The sequence below is a fragment of the Chamaesiphon sp. genome (assembly GCF_041738855.1).
In the GTDB taxonomy this organism is placed as follows: domain Bacteria; phylum Cyanobacteriota; class Cyanobacteriia; order Cyanobacteriales; family Chamaesiphonaceae; genus Chamaesiphon.
In genome coordinates this window covers 21,001-39,033 of sequence record NZ_JBGSPA010000075.1, presented here as the reverse complement: position 1 = coordinate 39,033, position 18,033 = coordinate 21,001, and the positions used below count along the sequence as shown (strand labels likewise).

The window sequence follows — 18,033 nt, the reverse complement described above, 5'->3', positions numbered from 1 at the left end:
CGCTTGAGCATCAGCCGAATAAAACATAGCTTGAGCTTGGCGTTGGAACGTTCGAGTGTGCGGTCGAAATTTTTGACTAAACTTTTACACCGCTCCACCCAAGCGTTTGAGCGTTCAATCACCCATCTGGCAGCAACGGGCACAAATCCAGATTGTCCTTTGGCTTCTTTGTCTGCTTTCGACGGCTTGGCTGAAAGTTCAAATTGAATCTTCGTCATAATCTCTGGATAAATCGCCTCTAAAGCTTGAGTTAGTTTCTCAGGGTGATAGCCGTTATCGAGCAGGATGGTGGTTTTAGGCAAGTCGTCTGGTTTGGATTTGAAATAATCAATGTTTTGTGACAGCATCTCAATCAATCCTTGGTCATCCGAGATGCTGGCTTTGGTGCAGTGAGTAAAGAACGGAAATCCCAAGATGTCTACGGCTAGATGTCGTTTGATGCCATTGGTGCATTTGTAAAAACAAAACCCTTTCGACTCACTACTGGCATTGCCAGTATTTTTCACCGCTTGGGAATCAATCATAATTAAGGTCGTCCACTGCGGTTTTTTTTGACTTGTTCACGTACTTTGCCGTGTAATTGTGTCTCAATTCGTTCCAGAGAGCCATCTTCACACCAGTTTTGGTAATGCCAGAAGACTGTTGAATATGGCGGTAGATCTTTGGGCAAATCGCACCAATTACAACCGTTTTTGAGCTGATAAAATATGCCATTAAGGAGTTGTCGCTTTGTCCACAATGGGGGTCGAGTTTTCTTCTTCTGGGATAAGAGTAACGGCTCGATTATTTCCCACTCCTTATCTGTCAAATCGCTTGAATATCCCATTTTTACCCTAGCCTGCTCAAATTTACCTACTCTATCTTGATTTTACTCGACCTGCCTTGGTAGCACTTCGCGATCGCCAAAAAGATCTCAAATGGGTTCTATAAAGGGACGACTAAATATAGTGCGATTGCATATCATCCCAAACACGATCGATCCCACGAACACCCGATCGAATCTAAACAGATCGAATCCACCAACACCCATCGCGTATCATACCTGAATAATCAATCAGATCGATCGCCGTTGGCACCCTACACGATCGACACAATCTACGATCGGACATTATCATAAATTTTATCTGTGCATCTCAATAATTGAGGTAGGGGCAATTCATGATATGGACATGCCTCAATTATCTAGATACAATACGATCGAGTATCAATATCGATCGAACAATTGGGCATAATAGATCGACAACTCGATCATTAAAATTATAGATTATGGGACTTAGCATTTCAGTTGGAAATCTTGCTTATTTTGCGGACTCTCCAGATGACGCAGAATGTTTCTGTGAGGAAATGGCACAAATTAATGAAGTTCTGGCTGAAGAAGGCTTACCACAACATCGAGAACCAGAAACACTCCCGCCGATGACAGATCGTGCTAAGTTGTCTTCCTATTCATACTCGTACCTTCACCATTTGCGACGTATTTATGCGCGCACAATTGATAATCCCAATTGGATAGCAACGCCAACACCAAAAGATGAAAGTGCTTCGGATGACGAAGTTGTAGAGGATTTAACGTATATGTTTAACAGCCATCTTTTGTGTCATTCAGATTCTGAAGGCTTTTACTTGCCAATTGAATTTGATGAAGTTATCGTTGATTCAAATAAGCAAGATCGCATTCCTGGTGGTCTTCTGGGTTCAAGCTATCGCTTGATGGAGGAGCTTGTTTTTATTGCTCCAAAACTGGGTATTCAACTAGAGAATGGACACCTATCAGATGCTGAAGTAGTCAAGATTGAGATTGCAATTCAACTTGAGGAGGAAGATGAATCCCAAGAAGGACTATGGATTGAAAAGATTGTTTGGCTCTCTCTATTTGAAGCAACACGACTAAGCCTCGAATATAAAACAGCGATTTGCTTCGCATAGAATTATGGTGAACAGTATTCACCATCTATATTTCAAGCGATAATCAATATTTACAGTATTGATTATCGCTTTGCCCTAACCAATCCTAAGCACTAAAGTACTTAGCAACAGGATGATAAACAATCAACGCAGTAGTAGACTGCTCAGGATATAGCTGCTCGCTCTCATCCATCGTCATCCCCATCCGCTCGGTACCCATGATTTTCAACTGCTGCAACTGATCTGCCACATTCGGGCAAGCAGGATAGCCGAAACTATACCGCGAACCCTGATAGCGTTGTGCCAACATATCGCGAATATTATCTGGCTCTGACTCGCCATAACCCAACTCCTTGCGGATGCGGGCGTGTCCCCATTCGGCTAAACCTTCCGCCATTTGGACAGCCATCCCGTGGAAGTAGAGATAGTTGGCATAGTTATCGGCTTTGAATAACACTTGGGCTTGCTCGCTGGCGATTTCGCCCATCGTCACGGCTTGCATCGGGAATACATCGAATTTATTCTCGGAGAGGGGACGGAAGAAATCAGCCAGACAGAGGCGACGCAGGGATTTTTGGCGGGGGAATGTCCAGGTGACTACGGGGGTAGCTGTTTGGGGGGTTAAGCCTTGCTCGATGACGCTGGGATCGTAGACGTGGACGGAGTTACCTTCGGCGGTACAGGGGAAATAGCCATAGATGAGTTGGGGTTCTAGCCATTCTCCGGTGAGGATTTTGGCTTTCCACTCTTCGAGGATCGGGTGGACTTTTTCGGCGAGGAATGCGTCGTATTCTTCGCGAGTTTGGTCTTTGGGTTTACGGAATTGCCATTGTCCGGCGATGAGGGCTTGGAGATCCATGTGCCAGAATAGATCTTCTAGCACGATCTCATCCTTGAGGATTTTGGTACCCCAGAATGGTGGTGTGGGTCGATCGATCTCCAATCCTACCGCTTCCGATCGCACGGTGTCGATTACAATTGGCTCGTTACTTTCTACCTGCTGTTTAGGTGCTTCAACTTCGGCGGCGACTTTAATCGGGTTGCCATCATCATCGAGGAAGCCGTGGTTGTCGTCCCACTTGTTGCCCTGTTTGGCGGGCATCAGCGCGTCCATAAAGTTCAAATCGGCGAAAGCATCCTTACCGTAGATTACTTGCCCTTTATAGACTTGCTGGCAGTCGCTGTAGACAAATTTGGGGGTAAGAGCTGCACCGCCGAGGATAATCGGAATGGTGATGCCTTTTTCGTTGAAAGCTTCAAGATTGTCTTTCATGAAGGCGGTGGATTTTACCAATAGTCCGCTCATGGCGATACAGTCGGGTTTGTGGGTTTCGTAGGCTTGAATAATCGCTTCGACGGATTGTTTAATCCCCATGTTGATTACTTCATAACCATTATTGGTGAGGATGATATCGACGAGGTTTTTACCGATATCATGTACGTCACCTTTAACTGTAGCAATTACGAACTTACCTTTAGCATTGCTCACGCCTGCATCGGCTTTGTCCATGTGCGGTTCGAGGAGAGCAACGGCGGCTTTCATCGTCTCAGCAGATTGCAATACAAATGGGAGTTGCATTTGTCCCGAGCCGAAGAGTTCGCCGACAACTTTCATCCCATCGAGGAGATAGATGTTAATTACATCTAGGGGTGGATATTTCTCGATCGCTTTCATCAAGTTCGCTTCTAATCCCACCCGTTCGCCGTCGATAATATGGCGAGTAAGTTTCTCTTCCAGCGGGAGTTTATCATCCTCGGCTTTATCGCGTTTGGTCGTCACTCCTTCAAACATGGTGGTGAGCAAACCTAACGGATCGTAGGTGCAAATATCACCATCGAATTGACGGCGATCGTAAATCAGATTCCGGCAGATTTCTTGGTGTTCAGGGGAGATTTTAGCTAGAGGTAAGATTTTATTCGGACTGACGATCGCCGCATCCATGCCAGCATTCATACACTCATGCAAGAACATCGAGTTCAATACTTGTCGAGCGGCTGGATTTAGACCGAAGGAAATATTTGATAGTCCGAGTAGAACGTGACATTGAGGGAGATTTTCGCGAATCATTTTGATTGATTCGACGGTGGCTTTTCCATTCTCGCGATCTTCTTCGATTCCGGTGGAAATTGGCAGTGCTAAAGGATCGAAGAATACTTCATAAGCTGGAATACCATATTCTACCGCTGCTCGATATGCACGTTGCGCGATCGCAAATTTCCGCTCGGCGGTTCTTGCCATCCCTTCTTCATCGATCGTCCCGATGACAATTCCCGCACCATATTTCTTGGCAATTTCCAATACTTTATAGAAGCGTTCCTCACCATCTTCATAGTTAGTCGAGTTGAGTAAACATTTACCCCCCGCAACTTTCAATCCGGCTTCCATTTTCTCCCACTCAGTGGAATCCAACATCAGTGGCAAACTCACGTTATTCACGACACGAGAAACTACCTCGTGCATGTCCTTAACACCATCGCGACCGACATAATCGACGTTGACATCGAGAATGTGGGCACCTTCTTTTACTTGGGATTTAGCCAGTGAAACTAAACCATCCCAGTTTTCTTCGTTTAATAAATCGCGACACTTTTTAGAACCACTAGCATTCAACCGTTCACCGATAATCAGAAACGAATTATCTTGATGATAAGGCTGGATTGACATCAACGAAGATGCCGCTGGTTCAAATACTGGAGTCCGCTCTTTTACTTGTAAAGTCGCACCAATTTCAGCCAAAGCTTTGATATGATCTGGACGTGTACCACAGCAACCGCCGATTACTTGCACCCCCCAATCTTCTACAAACTTATACATTGCCAGCTTGAGTTCAACAGGCGTTAATTTATAGTGTGCATGTCCGCCGATATTTTCTGGTAATCCGGCATTTGGTACGCAAGAAACCACAAACGGCGACTGTTCGCAGAGGTGCTTAATATGGGGAGCCATCAGATCTGGCCCAGTTGCACAATTTAGCCCTAAAATGTCGATCGGGAATGGTTGCAATGCCGTTAACAATGTTGCAACATCACTACCAGACAACATCGTCGCCTGGGGATTTTCAAATGTCGCCGACACCATAATCGGGATTCGAGCACCTTTATTTTTAAAAACCGCCTCCAATCCATTGATTGCTGCCTTAATTTGCAGCACATCCATACAAGTCTCAATCAGAAATAGATCCACACCACCGTCATACAAGCCTGTAGCCTGTTCGGTGTATGCTTGCTCTAGCTCTTCATAACTAATGTGTCCGATCGAGGGTAATTTAGTACCAGGGCCGATCGATCCCGCTACAAATCTCGGTTTCTCAGGTGTCGAAAATTCCGCCGTACATTTTTTCGCTAGTTCGGCGGCAGTCTTATTGAGATAATATACTTTGTCTTCTAGTCCATATTCTGCCAACGTCTGGGCCGTACCGCCAAAGGTGTCGGTTTCAATTACATCTGCACCTGCTGCCAAAAAGTCCCGATGCACTGTGGCGACTGCTTCAGGTTTCGTATGGACGAGATATTCATTGCAACCTTCGTACTCAGCACCACCAAAGTCTTCAGCAGTGAGATTCTGAACTTGAAGGTTGGTACCCATTGCTCCATCGAAGACGATGACGGGACGTTCGGGACTGTGGAGACGCGCGAGGAAGGTACTTGTCATCTGAATCGGTTAAGTAAGGATCGATCTAAGTATTATCTACATATCGAGAGAGATCTCCGCACGATAGAGTTCGAGATCGGAGTAGGACTCTATTATAGTCAAGTTTGCCCTGACTATTCATCAGAGATGCCACGCAAATGGATCGCCGATCGAGATTGTTGCTCATCAAGCCGCTGCATCTGGCGGCGATCGATCGCCGCTGTGGAAATTGCTAGCTGGGAGCGACAGATCGATCGCTGTGGCACTGGGAAGAGAGTATCGATGAGCGACAATCTGAGCCAATAGTCAACGATTGACATCTTTCTCATCACTACTGTTCGGCTTGCTCTGCTCTGCAAATATTAATTTCGTGATGGGGATGCTCTGTTTGGTCTGACTACCTTGAAAATTACCCAGATAAGAGCCATCTTAGATATATCTATAGTCAAAAAGCCTATAGTCAAAAAGCAATCCGATCCGGCGACTGTTATCGTTGCTGTATGGTACCAGCGACGATCGCCGATCGCGCAGATACTCGATCGCACAAGATATGTTGCTCACGCAAGGTGGGTATAACTAGATGTAGACTCGATCGTTGAGAATTGCAAAACTACTGAAAATGTAGCAAATGTATCAGTTATTCTGAAGATAATGTGCTGTTAAGCTACTCTAATCATCAAATTTGTACCACGGGTTGACTAAAAATCGTCAATATGAAAATTCAACTAGAACGCAACCTGAGAGCGTATCCCCATCGATTACGCTGTATCGCCTGCGAGCATCCTTTTGCTGGCGGTCGAGCGCGAATCTTGTTGCGTCATCAGAGTGGCTCGTTTGCTGGGGATGTCTGCACGGGCTGTCTTCAGCTAGGTATCAGCCACATTCAGGGACAGCTCAAGGCTCGGGCGGTCGCTTTATTCAAGCAGCCGTTGAGCGATGGCAGCTCCCCATCGCCCCACAAGAAAGCTCTGGAGCTATGGGAATTAGCCACTAGTCCGCTGGTGATGCCACCCTTTTACTACTGGTGGTGGCAAAGGTTGACGATCTTTGCTGCTGAAACTCAAGATCTAAAACTAGTCAGACGAACATTGCGCGATTTGCGATCTCACAAATCTACATTACCAACAATTACCTTTTTGACGGAAGAGCCGCACATTGGTAAAGATAATTGATAGCAATTTATATATTGCGCCTATCGATCGTGGAAGTGTCTAATGGTTGATCATCCACGGACGACCGCCATGACTTTTGGCTCTAGTATGCTGCGATCGATCGACATCTTTTTTAGTAACTAATTGCGGTTCGGGATTGGCAGTCTTCCTAAGTCTGAGGGCACCATTTAATTGAATGCCTACATTGGAAAAAATCCGCTTGGCTGACTCCTGACAATCAGGACAATGAGCGGGACTACTACTCTCAGACATCGTGCGCCATTCATCAAAAATGCCACAGTCGTTACACCGAAATTCGTATAGGGGCATGTAATTTAGTTGACAGTTGACAGTTGATAGTTGACAGCGAATTAAGAATTAGAAAGAAAAGCTTTAGAAAGTAGGGTGGGCAGTGCCCACCACACAGGTTTCAGCTTATATAGCAGTCGCCACATCGGTTAAGACACTCTAGATCTCAGTCCGCGTAGGCGGACTTTGCAGCACTAGCGGCGATTTTAATCGCTGTGCTGTCCTAACCGCCTTGGCGGTTGCTATATCTAGAGTTAGCGAACCTAATCAAACAGGTAAGATATTCTTGTCAAAAATTGCGGTCGGAATTGCTACCGTACAACAAGCATTCGGGACATCGACGATACCACTCACCCTGCCTTCAACGGGGGCACAACTGAGGAGGAGATAAGCTTGTTCGCCCGTGAAGCCAAATTTCTTGAGATATTCGATCGCATTGAGACAAGCACGTCGATAGGCAATATGTACATCCATAAAGTACTGTTTGCCAAATTCATCGACGGAAATGCCTTCAAAAACTAGGTATTCCGAATAATGTGGTTCGACGGGACCAGGCTTAAAAATGGGATTGACCATCGCATATTTTTCCACACCGCCTTTGATGATTTCGACATGTAGATCGATAAAACCTGACATTTCAATCGCACCACAAAACGAGATTTCCCCATCACCTTGGGAGAAATGAATATCACCCATCGATAATTTTGCCCCCTCGACGTATACGGGGAAATAGATCTTGGTACCTCTAGAGAGATTCTTGATATCACAATTGCCGCCATGTTCGCGCGGAGGAACGGTGCGGGCGGCTTCTGCTGCCACTCGAGCGAATTCCGATCCTGGTAAAGTACCCAAAATCGCATTCGTCGGATTGGGTAATGTCGCCAACACGGGGATATCTCCCGCGAAACCTGCCCCATAAGTGCGTCTATCTGGTTGAGTCGCCATCAACTCCGATTCTCGCTTGTTCCAGGTCGCCAGCAGCTCGTGGGAGGGCGCGCAGCCGATCAAACCAGGGTGGGTGATACCTGCGAACCGCACGCCAGGAATATGTCGAGATTTGGTATAAATTCCTTCCAAGTCCCAAATTGCTTTCGCCGCATTGGGGTAATGATCGGTCAAGAACCCACCACCATTGTTCTTGTCAAAAATCCCTGTAAAGCCCCATTCGTCGCCCTGCAAAGCACCGATGTCGAGGATATCGACGACCAGAATATCGCCTGGTTCGGCACCATTGACCCAAATTGGCCCGCTCAATACATGCACAACGCTCAGATCGACATCGCGGATATCATCGGGACTATCATTATTTTCGATCTGTCCATCCGTCCAGTCTTTGCATTCGATCCGAAAAATATCGCCTGGATTCACAGATGCGACGGCAGGGATATCGGGATGCCAGCGGTTGTGTCCGGGCATTTCCTGTTTATCCATCGGTTGGGTGAGATCTACTTTGAATAATGTTTTAGGCATGGGGATTTAATGATAAATTAAATCGAAAATTTAGCATGAAGTAATCGCCGATCTTCAGCGATCGCATCACATCTGGATCGCTCCGTATCAGCAACTTCTACAAATTTGCATAGCGAAATTATTGACTATTTACATTCGTGAGAGATGTATCTCGATATACATTTTGCCAAGAAAATATCTCCGTAATGACGATCGTAAGCAGTAGATGTCGGTCGATTAGAGTGGGGCATCGTCGCAAAGCAGTATAAAGATTGAGCGCAATATCGTTATGGGGGATGGTGCCACCTGTCATCGCAAAGACTTCGCCATGGACATACTCATAGCGAATATTTTGCTGAAGTTCCCATGTAAAGTATTCTTCAACGGTCATTTTTTGCGGTTGGTGGGGGCTGGCAACCATAATATGCTGAAGATGAAAATATTCATGTGCTTAGTTCAATTATAGCGATCGCTTGCCCGTTCTTGCGGTGATGGGATTTGAGTAGAAAGGATCTAAACACAATCGGGTTGTGTCATAATTAACACCGATCGCTTATGGATATTCAGACAGCTTAATGTCTACAGTCTCAAGTATTTGTGAAGTTCGAGGCGTCGGACTTCATTCTGGAATTACTACTACCGTCAGAATCCTACCGACGCCCAGCGCGGAGCGTTTTTTCGTGCGGGTAGATTTACCTGGCAGACCGCAGATTCAGGCACATATTGCCAATGTGAGCCAGACTACTCTTTCAACAGAACTAACCGAAAATAGCGTGTCGGTGAGGACGGTAGAGCATTTACTCTCCGCTCTAGCCGGATTGGGAATTGATGCCGCTCGGATTGAGATTGATGGGGCTGAATTGCCGTTGTTAGATGGTTCGGCAAGGGTATGGACAGAAAAACTCAGGCAAGCGGGAATCGAGCCTATCGCGGGCGATCTAGCTACGTCTGGGGCGATCGTCGAGCCAGTCTGGATTCGACAAGGTGATGCTTTTGTTGCTGCACTGCCATCAAGTGGATTGCGATTTACCTATGGCATTGACTTTGATGTGTTGCCGATTGGCAATCAGTGGCATAGTTGGCAACCTAGCCAGGAGGACTTTAGCACCGAAATTGCCCCAGCGCGGACATTTGCGATCGCTCATCAGATCGAGCAGTTGCGATCTGCCGGATTGATTAAAGGTGGTAGCTTAGAGAATGCACTAGTTTGTGACGATCGCCAATGGTTGAATCCTCCATTACGATTCCCAAATGAGCCATCCCGTCATAAACTATTGGACTTAATCGGCGATCTCAGTCTGCTGGGCAAATTTCCCCAAGCACATTTCCTGGCATATAAAGCCAGTCACAATTTACATATTCAATTAGCGCGAAGGCTACACGACATGGGATATTAAATCCAGCCCACAATTTACACGAAATTGGTTAGCGATTAGCAATTAGTAACAAGTTCCCAACCATATAGGTCTAATGTCCACCACCCTCGATCGATCTCAAGATATCGTTGCGGCTATTGATGAGCCAGCACCAACCACCAACTCAACTCCTCCCAAAACCACCCTCAATATCCAAGAAATCCAAAAACTCTTACCCCACCGTTATCCGTTTGCGCTAGTCGATAAAATTATCGACTTCGTACCGGGCGAAAAAGCGATTGGTTTGAAAAATGTTACTCTCAACGAACCCTTTTTTCAAGGGCACTTTCCCGGGCATCCACTAATGCCAGGAGTGATGATTATCGAAGCGATGGCGCAAGTGGGTGGGATTGTCCTTACCCAACTTCCCGAATACAATGGCGGGTTATTTGTATTTAGGGGGATCGATGGTGTCAAATTTCGGCAGCAAGTAGTTCCTGGAGACCAATTGATCATGACAGTGGAACTCCAAGCCTTCAAACGGCGTCGATTTGCCAAGATGCACGCTCGCGCCGAAGTCGATGGTCAACTTGTTGCTAGTGGAGATCTGTCGTTTGCTTTAGTAGAAGTGTAATCGAACATATTGGCAATCGCCGCCAACTATAGATCTACAGCAAACAGACATGTGAGCAACTCTCAATCATGGGCATAATAGTGAGTGAGGAACTAGTCCAAAACCTGAGCGACTAACTTGCGATCGTCCCATTGTTGATAGGCTGATGCCATCGCCGCAGCAGATAGTGAAAAAAATACCAAAATTGTTCGATAATGACTCAGGGAAATGGAATGAGCAACCAACCCATCCAAGTCGGTTCGGTATGTTGGTGTCGTCACTGTCAAACGAGCAAATGTGCAAAGCATCTGCATCACCGATAACCCAATGGCAGGAAAATGACAAGATGGCTGGAGTAGCAATGTTAATGACACGAATTCATCCTACCGCTGTGGTGCATCCCAGCGCGGAACTCGACCCAACTGTACAGATTGGTCCCTACGCAATCATTGGCGAAAATGTGACGATCGGTGCTGGAACCACAGTTGGTGCCCATGCCATCATCGAAGGGCCAACGATTATCGGGGTTGGCAATCAAATTTTCCCAGGAGCGGCGATCGGTTTAGATTCTCAGGATTTAAAATACAAAGGCGGCGAAACCTGGGTCAAAATTGGCAATTACAATCGAATTCGCGAATATGTCACCATCAACCGCGCCACAGGTATTGGTGAAGCCACTACCATTGGCAATCACAATCTGTTGATGGCTTATGTTCATGTCGCCCACAATTGCACGATCGAGGACAATGTTAAAATCGCCAACGCGACATCTTTAGCTGGCGATGTCTATGTCGAATCAGAGGCGGTAATCAGCGGCGTATTGGGTATCCATCAATTTGTCCGCGTCGGTAGATTGTCGATGATCGGCGGGATGACGAGGATTCAGCGGGATGTTCCACCATTTACGATCGTCGAAGGTACTCCCGCACGCGTCCGCTCCCTCAATCTAGTCGGTTTAGAACGTGCTAGCTTTGCTCCCGCCGAAATCGCCATTCTCAAAAAAGCCTTTCGGACGCTCTATTATTCACACAAAACGATCGGTCAAGCGATCGACGATCTAGATTTATTTCCTAGCTACGATAGCGTCCAACACCTCCAGAGATTCTTGAAACTCTCGATCGAGGGTAAAAAGGATTGCAACCGCAGAGGCCCAATTCCTGGCAAATCAGTCGATAATAAAAGCGATTGATATAGAGGGTAGGGAGTAGAGGGTAGCGATTCGCGCTCGCCTTTGTTCCCCGCCGGTTTAGCCAAAAGTGCGTTCTTGGGGCGCGACGTTTGTGGGGGAAGCTTCCCCCACAAAGCTCGCTTGTTTCCCCCGTCTTGTCTTGACGCACCTTTGTTGACGGGGAACCCGTCCAAAGGTGAGTCGCAAGTAAAGCACCTTTTCAAGACAGCGAATCAAGACAGAGGGTAGTAAAGTTTATTGAATCGCAGCTTTAAGCCGCTAATAATTACTAATTCAAAATTTAAAAATTAGGTCGATCGATTTTGGGATCGATACTCCTGCTGTAATCAAATACTTCCTAAACTCTAATCTCAACTAGCTGCTCTACCCCCTCCCCCTCCCCTCTACCCTCCACCCTCTACCCTCTACCTAATCTGTGAAAACCATCTTCATTAGTACTGGAGACGTATCTGGCGACCTTCAGGGTGCATTACTCGTCACCGCGCTCAAGCAACTTGCCGCCAAGTCTGGGATCGACCTCCAGATTGTCGCCCTCGGTGGGAGTAAAATGGCAGCAGCCGGAGCGACGATCCTGGCGGACACCGTATCGATTAGTTCGATGGGAATTGTCGAGCACTTGGCTTATGTGCGACCCTCATTGCAAGCGCGTAGTCTTGCCAAACAGTATTTAAAAACCAATCCGCCAGATGCACTAATTTTGATTGATTATGTCGATCCAAATATCGCGATCGGTAAATATGTCAAAAATATCTTTCCAAATCTACCAATCTACTTTTATATTGCCCCTCAAGATTGGGTGTGGCCGAGACAGCACAAACGCGCAAAATTAATCGCTAGTTTCATCGATGAAATCTTTGCTGTTTTTCCAGTAGAAGCGAAATATTTTGCCGAACAGGGAGCTAAAACCACATTTGTCGGACATCCATTGGTCGATCGCGTTGCCACTCTAACTAGTCGTGAAATTGCGCGTGACAAATTGGGAATAACTGCTGAAGAGACTGCCATCGCCCTAATTCCAGCTTCGCGTCAACAAGAATTGAGATACATTTTACCGAATATTTTTGCAGCCGCCCGTCAAATTCAGGATCGATTACCTGCTACTCGGTTTTGGATTCCACTCTCGCGTCCAGATTTTCAAGCAGAGATCGAAAGTCAAATTTTAGCGTATAAAGTTAATGCGACTCTAGTAACTGAAAATCCCGATCTCGTCCTATCAGCCGCCGATTTGGCAATTACCAAATGCGGCACAGTTAGTTTGGAACTAGCTCTGCTGAATGTGCCCCAAGTTGTGATTTATCGAGTCAGTAGGATCACAGCTTGGATTGCCGAACATGTAGTTAAATTCTCAATCCCTTATATGTCTCCGACTAATTTAGTCGAGATGAAATCGATCGTACCAGAGTTAATGCAAGATGACGCTAGTCCCGATCGCATCGCCGTAGAAAGTCTCGAACTGATCTTAAACCCAGCCCGACGCGACCGGATGCTAGCTGATTATACTGAAATGCGGGCAGCATTGGGCGATCGCGGTGTCTGCGATCGGGTCGCCCACGAAATCATCACCAAATTTTAGGCACATTCTCCATCCCTACCTCAAAAATAGACAAACTAGCTCGCTCTAAGTTACTCCCCAACCACACCCCCACCATCCACCATCTACCCTCTAATTCACAAATTACATATTCAAAATCCGATTCTTGCATTGAGTCGGATTTTTTGTAACAGCAGATACTAAATTCTGCGATTATTACCGTTAACTTATGATACACAAGGTTAACTTTCACTCAAACCCAATCTGTGCCGCTTCAAGCTAGCAAGGATTACCACCATGACAACAGCCACACCAGCTACCCAAAATAAGTTTGAACGACTCAAATCAGAAAAAGACGGACTCACACTGACTACTGAGTTAGAAGAGTTTGCCCGGATTGGTTGGGAAGCGATGGATGAAACCGACCGTGAACATCGATTGAAGTGGTTGGGGGTGTTTTTTCGTCCCGTGACACCTGGGAAGTTTATGATGCGGTTGCGGGCACCGAGCGGGATTACGACTAGCGACCAATTGCGGGTATTGGGAGATATTATCGAGCGATATGGGGATGATGGTAGTGCCGATATCACCACTCGCCAGAGTATTCAGCTCCGAGGGATTCGGATTGAAGATCTGCCCGAAATTTTTCGCAAGATGGCAGCAGTCGGACTGACGAGTATGCAGTCAGCAATGGACAATGTTCGCAATATCACGGGTTCGCCTGTGGCTGGACTCGAAGCGGGGGAACTGTACGATACCCGCGACATGATTCAGGAGTTGCAGGATCGGATTATTAGCAAGGGTGAAGGCAATCCTGAGTTTAGCAATCTACCGCGCAAATTTAATATCGCGATCGCGGGTTGTCGGGACAATTCGGTTCATGCCGAAATCAACGATCTCGCTTTCGTTCCAGCGTTTAAGGACGATGTATTTGGATTCAATGTCCTCGTCGGAGGCTTCTTTTCCGGGAAGCGGTGCGATGCAGCCATGCCGATGAATGTCTGGGTAACACCTGAAGAAGTCGTGGAATTTAGTCTGAGTATCCTCCGCTTGTTCCGCGATTGTGGTTTGCGCGCCAATCGGATGAAGGCGCGATTGATGTTCCTCATCGATGAATGGGGGATTGAGAAATTTCGAGTTGAAGCCGAGCGCCTGTACGGGAAAACTTTATTAACTGCCGCAGCTAAAGATGAAATCGAATGGGATAAACGCGACCATATCGGCGTTTATCCCCAGAAACAGGCGGGACTAAACTATGTCGGACTGCATATCCCTGTGGGTCATCTCCAAGCGGCTGACTTTTTTGAACTGGCCAGACTAGCGGAAGTGTATGGGACTGGGGAAGTACGGTTTACAGTCGAGCAAAATGCCATTATTCCCAACGTTGCCGATGCCAAATTACCAATCTTGCTGAGCGAACCAACCTTGCAGAAATTCCAGGTCAATCCTGGTAATTTGACGCGGACAGTCGTTTCTTGCACGGGTGCGCGATTTTGCAACTTTGCGCTGATTGAAACCAAGCAACACGCGGTATCAGTCATCGATGCTGTGGAAGCCAAAGTTGATGTCCCCAAACCAGTGCGGATTCATTGGACTGGGTGTCCCAATTCTTGCGGTCAGCCGCAAGTGGCAGATATCGGCTTGATGGGTGCCAAGATCCGTAAGGATGGTCAAACCGTCGAGGCTGTGGATATCTTCATGGGTGGTACTGTGGGTAAAGATGCCAAGCTGGGTGAAAAGGTGATGAAAGGAGTACCGCTGTCAGAGTTGGATGGTGTACTAATCGATTTATTAGTTGAAAAATTTGGAGCAACCCCGATCCCTGTAGGTTAATTAGTAAAAATATTTAAGACAAATACTTTACTTTCAAAGATATTTTGGTAACAAAAGATCGCACTATCAGATTAAGTTCTCGATCGATTGTAAACTCGGTCAGCCGGATAGTAATGCTGAGTCTTAATAATTTTTGATAGTGCGATCTTATTTTTAAATATTCATCCTATTGGCGATCGCCACTAGAGACCTCAGCGGGTGATTATTGCTCATTAGCTAGGGCTTAGATGGCTTTTAGTTCGCAAATATTTTCCGCTAGCCCCGTAGCAGGATTCAATAGACAATCGAGATCTTCTCGATGTTAGAGACGACCGCTCTTGCCAAATTAGCGTCAGATTTAGCGATCGGGATGATAATTTTTAAGCAATTAAAATTAAGCGAATATAGTAGTGAGTGATACTGTTTTGTATTTCGGTATGTTATGATTCTAAATGGTGAAATTTATTGAAATTTATCATCAATTGGTAACAAGAGTAACAGTTTTATTAGTGTTCAAAAACGACAATAGATAGGAACAATGGCACAGCATAATTTAAAAGCCATGAATATGAGGAGCGATCGGTAATTATATGAGTCAATTTTCCAGAAGGAAGTTTATGTTCGCGTCTGGTATTACCGCCGCCGCTAGTGTCTTAACCAATGCCTGTAGTAAAAGTAGCAAAGACGCCACCACTGCTACAACGACCACTACTACGACAGCAACAACGGTTGCAGCGGGAGATGCACCAGAAGTCACTACCGCCAGAATCGGCTTCATCCCGCTGACCGATTCTGCACCATTAATTATTGCCAAAGAGAAAGGTTTATTTGAGAAATATGGCATGAAAGATGTCGAGATCCTCAAACAAACTTCTTGGCCAGTGACGCGGGACAATTTGGAAACTGGCTCCGCTGGCGGTGGTATCGATGGGGCGCATATTTTGTCGCCTATGCCCTATTTCATGACGATGGGGATGACCAAAACCAAGCAACCCGTACCGATGTATATTTTGGCGAGGTTGAATACCAATGGGCAAGCAATTTCGATCGCGAATACCTATAAAGATGCCAAAATTCAACTCAAAGGTGCTGGCTTTAAAGACGCACTAGCCAAAGCTAAATCTAGTAGTGGTAAAGCCGATCTTAAAGCTGCGATTACGTTCCCTGGTGGTACTCACGATCTATGGATGCGTTATTGGTTATCAGCCAATGGTGTCGATCCTAATAAAGATATTTCCCTCGTGCCCGTCCCACCCCCACAGATGGTATCGAACATGAAAACAGCTAGTATGGAAGCCTTCTGTGTGGGCGAACCTTGGAATGCTAGGTTAGTTAATCAAAAACTCGGTTACACGGCATTTGTCACTGGTGAACTGTGGAAAGATCACCCCGAAAAAGCCTTTGCAATGCGCTCTGATTGGGTAGACAAAAATCCTAAAGCAACTAAAGCACTCCTGATGGCAGTCCAGGAAGCGCAACAATGGTGTGATAAGCCAGAGAATAAAGAAGAAATGGCTAAAATCATTTCTGGTCCTAAATGGTTTGATGTTCCAGTTACAGATATCTTGGGCAGGATTCAAGGCAAAATTGATTATGGTGATGGTAGAACTGAAGATAACTATCCCAACTCGATGAAATTCTGGGCGGACAATTCTTCCTATCCTTATCAAAGTCACGACTTATGGTTCTTGACTGAAAACATGCGGTGGGGGAATATCCCGACTGATTTTGTTAAAGCCAATGAGATGATTAAAAAGGTCAATCGTGAGGACTTGTGGAAGGCAGCAGCAACAGCTCTCAAGGTTGATGCAGCACAAATTCCAACTAGCACTTCTCGTGGAGTGGAAACTTTCTTTGATGGGGTGAAATTCGATCCGGCGAAGCCTGAAGATTATCTCAAGTCGCTCAAGATTAAGAAGGCTTAAATTAATTAGAGCAGGTATTTTGTAAGGTGGGCAGTGCCCACCATCTCGCTTCTAGGCAATCTCTATCTAATAAATATATTACTGTGGAGATCTAACCCACCCTGCGGGCACCCCTGTCTTGAAAAGGTGCTTCACTTGCGGAGTTGGGTCGGTCATTTTTCCCATCCGAGACCCATACCCAAGCAGGGGAAACAAGCGAGCTTTGTGGGGGAAGCTTCCCCCACAAAGCTCGCGCCCCAAGAACGCACTTTTCGCTCGAAACAGGGGATTTTTCACTCTAATCCTGCTTGGGGTAGCAAATATTATAACTAGGAGAATTATGGCAGTAAGTAGTAGTCGGGAAGTCATTAAAAATCGTCGAGGTGGTAATAGTAATTCTTGGATGATGAAGCAAGCGCGGGGAATTCTGCCGCCACTGGTTGCTTTGCTGATATCTTTGGCAATCTGGCAATTGCTATGTCTCCCTGGCTCTGAAGGTCTGCCTGGGCCGATTCAAGTTGTACAAGGTGCTTGGGATCCATTTATTATCGATCCATTTTTTGATAATGGTGGTAACTCGAAAGGACTAGCTCTACAGGTATTTGCGAGTCTTCAGCGCGTAGCGATCGGATTTAGCTTATCAGCAATTGTCGGTGTCGGATTTGGGATTTTAATCGGTTCAAACAAGTTGGTATATCGATCGCTCGATCCAATTTTTCAGGTATTGAGAACGATTCCACCTTTGGCATGGTTGCCAATCGCATTAGCAGCTCTCAAAGACAATGGTTTAGCTGCAATTTTTGTAATATTTATCACTGCTGTGTGGCCGATTCTAATTAATACTACCGTCGGAGTTCAACAGATCCCTCAGGATTATATTAATGTCAAACGAGTATTAAAATTATCTAATAAAGCTTACTTCTTTAAAATATTACTACCAGCTTCCTTACCATATATTTTCACAGGCTTACGAATTGGTATCGGCTTATCATGGTTGGCGATCGTAGCAGCAGAAATGCTCAGAAGCGACGTAGGTATCGGTTTCTTTATCTGGGAATCTTACAATAATGCTTATCTCGATCGGATCATCCTCGCGCTGATTTATGTGGGGATTGTCGGGTTTTTATTGGATCGATCGATCGCTTTTATCGCAACGAAAATTGTGGCTGAAGATCCAAAATAAC

At 45.9% G+C, this 18,033-nt stretch carries 16 protein-coding genes and 1 pseudogene; 9 read left to right on the top strand and 8 right to left on the bottom strand.

Going from position 1 to position 18,033, the window contains the following annotated elements:
* Positions 1 to 524: transposase (locus tag ACEW9I_RS07940; protein WP_373539814.1), on the bottom strand; the 524-nt coding region annotated here is incomplete at its 3' end.
* Positions 525 to 526: 2 nt separating this feature from the next.
* Positions 527 to 826: a transposase gene (locus ACEW9I_RS07935; protein WP_373539813.1), complete on the bottom strand. Its 300-nt coding sequence runs from the start codon at positions 824 to 826 to the stop codon at positions 527 to 529.
* Positions 827 to 1,266: 440 nt separating this feature from the next.
* Between ACEW9I_RS07935 and ACEW9I_RS07930 the strand changes: the two genes are divergently transcribed.
* On the top strand, positions 1,267 to 1,926 hold the full coding sequence (locus tag ACEW9I_RS07930) for a hypothetical protein (protein ID WP_373539812.1): 660 nt from the start codon (positions 1,267 to 1,269) through the stop codon (positions 1,924 to 1,926).
* A gap of 85 nt (positions 1,927 to 2,011) precedes the next feature.
* Here the strand turns inward: ACEW9I_RS07930 and metH are convergent, their stop codons facing one another.
* Together metH and ACEW9I_RS07920 are read right to left on the bottom strand one after the other, a co-directional pair.
* Complete coding sequence (gene metH / locus ACEW9I_RS07925; protein WP_373539811.1) at positions 2,012 to 5,557, bottom strand: methionine synthase; 3,546 nt, start codon at positions 5,555 to 5,557, stop codon at positions 2,012 to 2,014.
* A gap of 113 nt (positions 5,558 to 5,670) precedes the next feature.
* Positions 5,671 to 5,865: a hypothetical protein gene (locus ACEW9I_RS07920; protein ID WP_373539810.1), complete on the bottom strand. Its 195-nt coding sequence runs from the start codon at positions 5,863 to 5,865 to the stop codon at positions 5,671 to 5,673.
* A gap of 384 nt (positions 5,866 to 6,249) precedes the next feature.
* On the opposite strand from ACEW9I_RS07920, the gene ACEW9I_RS07915 reads away from it, so the two are divergent.
* Positions 6,250 to 6,708, top strand: a complete 459-nt coding sequence (locus tag ACEW9I_RS07915; RefSeq protein WP_373539809.1) for a hypothetical protein — start codon at positions 6,250 to 6,252, stop codon at positions 6,706 to 6,708.
* A gap of 39 nt (positions 6,709 to 6,747) precedes the next feature.
* On the opposite strand, the gene ACEW9I_RS07910 is transcribed toward ACEW9I_RS07915, so the two are convergent.
* The 3 genes and pseudogenes from ACEW9I_RS07910 to ACEW9I_RS07900 all read right to left on the bottom strand — a co-directional run.
* Positions 6,748 to 7,017: an FmdB family zinc ribbon protein gene (locus ACEW9I_RS07910; RefSeq protein ID WP_373539808.1), complete on the bottom strand. Its 270-nt coding sequence runs from the start codon at positions 7,015 to 7,017 to the stop codon at positions 6,748 to 6,750.
* Between the two features lie 246 nt (positions 7,018 to 7,263).
* Positions 7,264 to 8,466: a formamidase gene (fmdA, locus tag ACEW9I_RS07905; protein WP_373539807.1), complete on the bottom strand. Its 1,203-nt coding sequence runs from the start codon at positions 8,464 to 8,466 to the stop codon at positions 7,264 to 7,266.
* A 232-nt stretch (positions 8,467 to 8,698) separates the two neighbouring features.
* Positions 8,699 to 8,866, bottom strand: a pseudogene (locus ACEW9I_RS07900) (Uma2 family endonuclease); the annotation flags it as partial.
* A gap of 154 nt (positions 8,867 to 9,020) precedes the next feature.
* Between ACEW9I_RS07900 and lpxC the strand changes: the two are divergent.
* A complete protein-coding gene (lpxC, locus tag ACEW9I_RS07895; protein ID WP_373539806.1) occupies positions 9,021 to 9,842 on the top strand; it encodes a UDP-3-O-acyl-N-acetylglucosamine deacetylase in 822 nt (273 codons plus the stop codon).
* Between the two features lie 73 nt (positions 9,843 to 9,915).
* Positions 9,916 to 10,434: a 3-hydroxyacyl-ACP dehydratase FabZ gene (gene fabZ, locus ACEW9I_RS07890; RefSeq protein ID WP_373539805.1), complete on the top strand. Its 519-nt coding sequence runs from the start codon at positions 9,916 to 9,918 to the stop codon at positions 10,432 to 10,434.
* Between the two features lie 92 nt (positions 10,435 to 10,526).
* On the opposite strand, the gene ACEW9I_RS07885 is transcribed toward fabZ, so the two are convergent.
* Positions 10,527 to 10,787 (bottom strand): hypothetical protein, encoded by a 261-nt coding sequence (locus ACEW9I_RS07885; RefSeq protein WP_373539816.1) that lies wholly within the window; start codon positions 10,785 to 10,787, stop codon positions 10,527 to 10,529.
* On the opposite strand from ACEW9I_RS07885, the gene lpxA reads away from it, so the two are divergent.
* The 5 genes from lpxA to ntrB all read left to right on the top strand — a co-directional run bounded on the left by lpxA (position 10,760) and on the right by ntrB (position 18,032).
* Positions 10,760 to 11,602 carry an acyl-ACP--UDP-N-acetylglucosamine O-acyltransferase gene (lpxA, locus tag ACEW9I_RS07880; protein WP_373539815.1) on the top strand — a complete coding sequence of 281 codons (843 nt, stop codon included), beginning with the start codon at positions 10,760 to 10,762 and terminating at the stop codon, positions 11,600 to 11,602. The genes ACEW9I_RS07885 and lpxA overlap by 28 nt on opposite strands.
* A 415-nt stretch (positions 11,603 to 12,017) precedes the next feature.
* Positions 12,018 to 13,175 (top strand): lipid-A-disaccharide synthase, encoded by a 1,158-nt coding sequence (gene lpxB / locus ACEW9I_RS07875; RefSeq protein ID WP_373539804.1) that lies wholly within the window; start codon positions 12,018 to 12,020, stop codon positions 13,173 to 13,175.
* 255 nt (positions 13,176 to 13,430) lie between these two features.
* Entirely contained in the window at positions 13,431 to 14,966 is a 1,536-nt protein-coding gene (locus ACEW9I_RS07870) for a ferredoxin--nitrite reductase (protein WP_373539803.1), read from the top strand.
* 569 nt (positions 14,967 to 15,535) lie between these two features.
* The gene (locus ACEW9I_RS07865; protein ID WP_373539802.1) at positions 15,536 to 16,870 is read left to right on the top strand and encodes a CmpA/NrtA family ABC transporter substrate-binding protein; all 1,335 of its coding nucleotides are present in this window, start codon (positions 15,536 to 15,538) and stop codon (positions 16,868 to 16,870) included.
* Positions 16,871 to 17,189: 319 nt separating this feature from the next.
* Positions 17,190 to 18,032 (top strand): nitrate ABC transporter permease, encoded by an 843-nt coding sequence (gene ntrB, locus ACEW9I_RS07860; RefSeq protein ID WP_373539801.1) that lies wholly within the window; start codon positions 17,190 to 17,192, stop codon positions 18,030 to 18,032.
* The last annotated feature ends 1 nt before the right edge of the window (position 18,033 follow it).

Bases quoted from the DNA above. Each gene is read 5' to 3' on its own strand.
- ACEW9I_RS07865 (WP_373539802.1), top strand. From the start codon at position 15,536: ATGAGTCAATTTTCCAGAAGGAAGTTTATGTTCGCGTCTGGTATTACC.
- metH (WP_373539811.1), bottom strand. From the start codon at position 5,557: ATGACAAGTACCTTCCTCGCGCGTCTCCACAGTCCCGAACGTCCCGTC.
- ntrB (WP_373539801.1), top strand. From the start codon at position 17,190: ATGGCAGTAAGTAGTAGTCGGGAAGTCATTAAAAATCGTCGAGGTGGT.
- ACEW9I_RS07915 (WP_373539809.1), top strand. From the start codon at position 6,250: ATGAAAATTCAACTAGAACGCAACCTGAGAGCGTATCCCCATCGATTA.
- ACEW9I_RS07920 (WP_373539810.1), bottom strand. From the start codon at position 5,865: ATGAGAAAGATGTCAATCGTTGACTATTGGCTCAGATTGTCGCTCATC.
- ACEW9I_RS07930 (WP_373539812.1), top strand. From the start codon at position 1,267: ATGGGACTTAGCATTTCAGTTGGAAATCTTGCTTATTTTGCGGACTCT.
- ACEW9I_RS07935 (WP_373539813.1), bottom strand. From the start codon at position 826: ATGGGATATTCAAGCGATTTGACAGATAAGGAGTGGGAAATAATCGAG.
- fabZ (WP_373539805.1), top strand. From the start codon at position 9,916: ATGTCCACCACCCTCGATCGATCTCAAGATATCGTTGCGGCTATTGAT.
- fmdA (WP_373539807.1), bottom strand. From the start codon at position 8,466: ATGCCTAAAACATTATTCAAAGTAGATCTCACCCAACCGATGGATAAA.
- ACEW9I_RS07870 (WP_373539803.1), top strand. From the start codon at position 13,431: ATGACAACAGCCACACCAGCTACCCAAAATAAGTTTGAACGACTCAAA.
- lpxC (WP_373539806.1), top strand. From the start codon at position 9,021: ATGTCTACAGTCTCAAGTATTTGTGAAGTTCGAGGCGTCGGACTTCAT.
- ACEW9I_RS07910 (WP_373539808.1), bottom strand. From the start codon at position 7,017: ATGCCCCTATACGAATTTCGGTGTAACGACTGTGGCATTTTTGATGAA.
- lpxA (WP_373539815.1), top strand. From the start codon at position 10,760: ATGGCTGGAGTAGCAATGTTAATGACACGAATTCATCCTACCGCTGTG.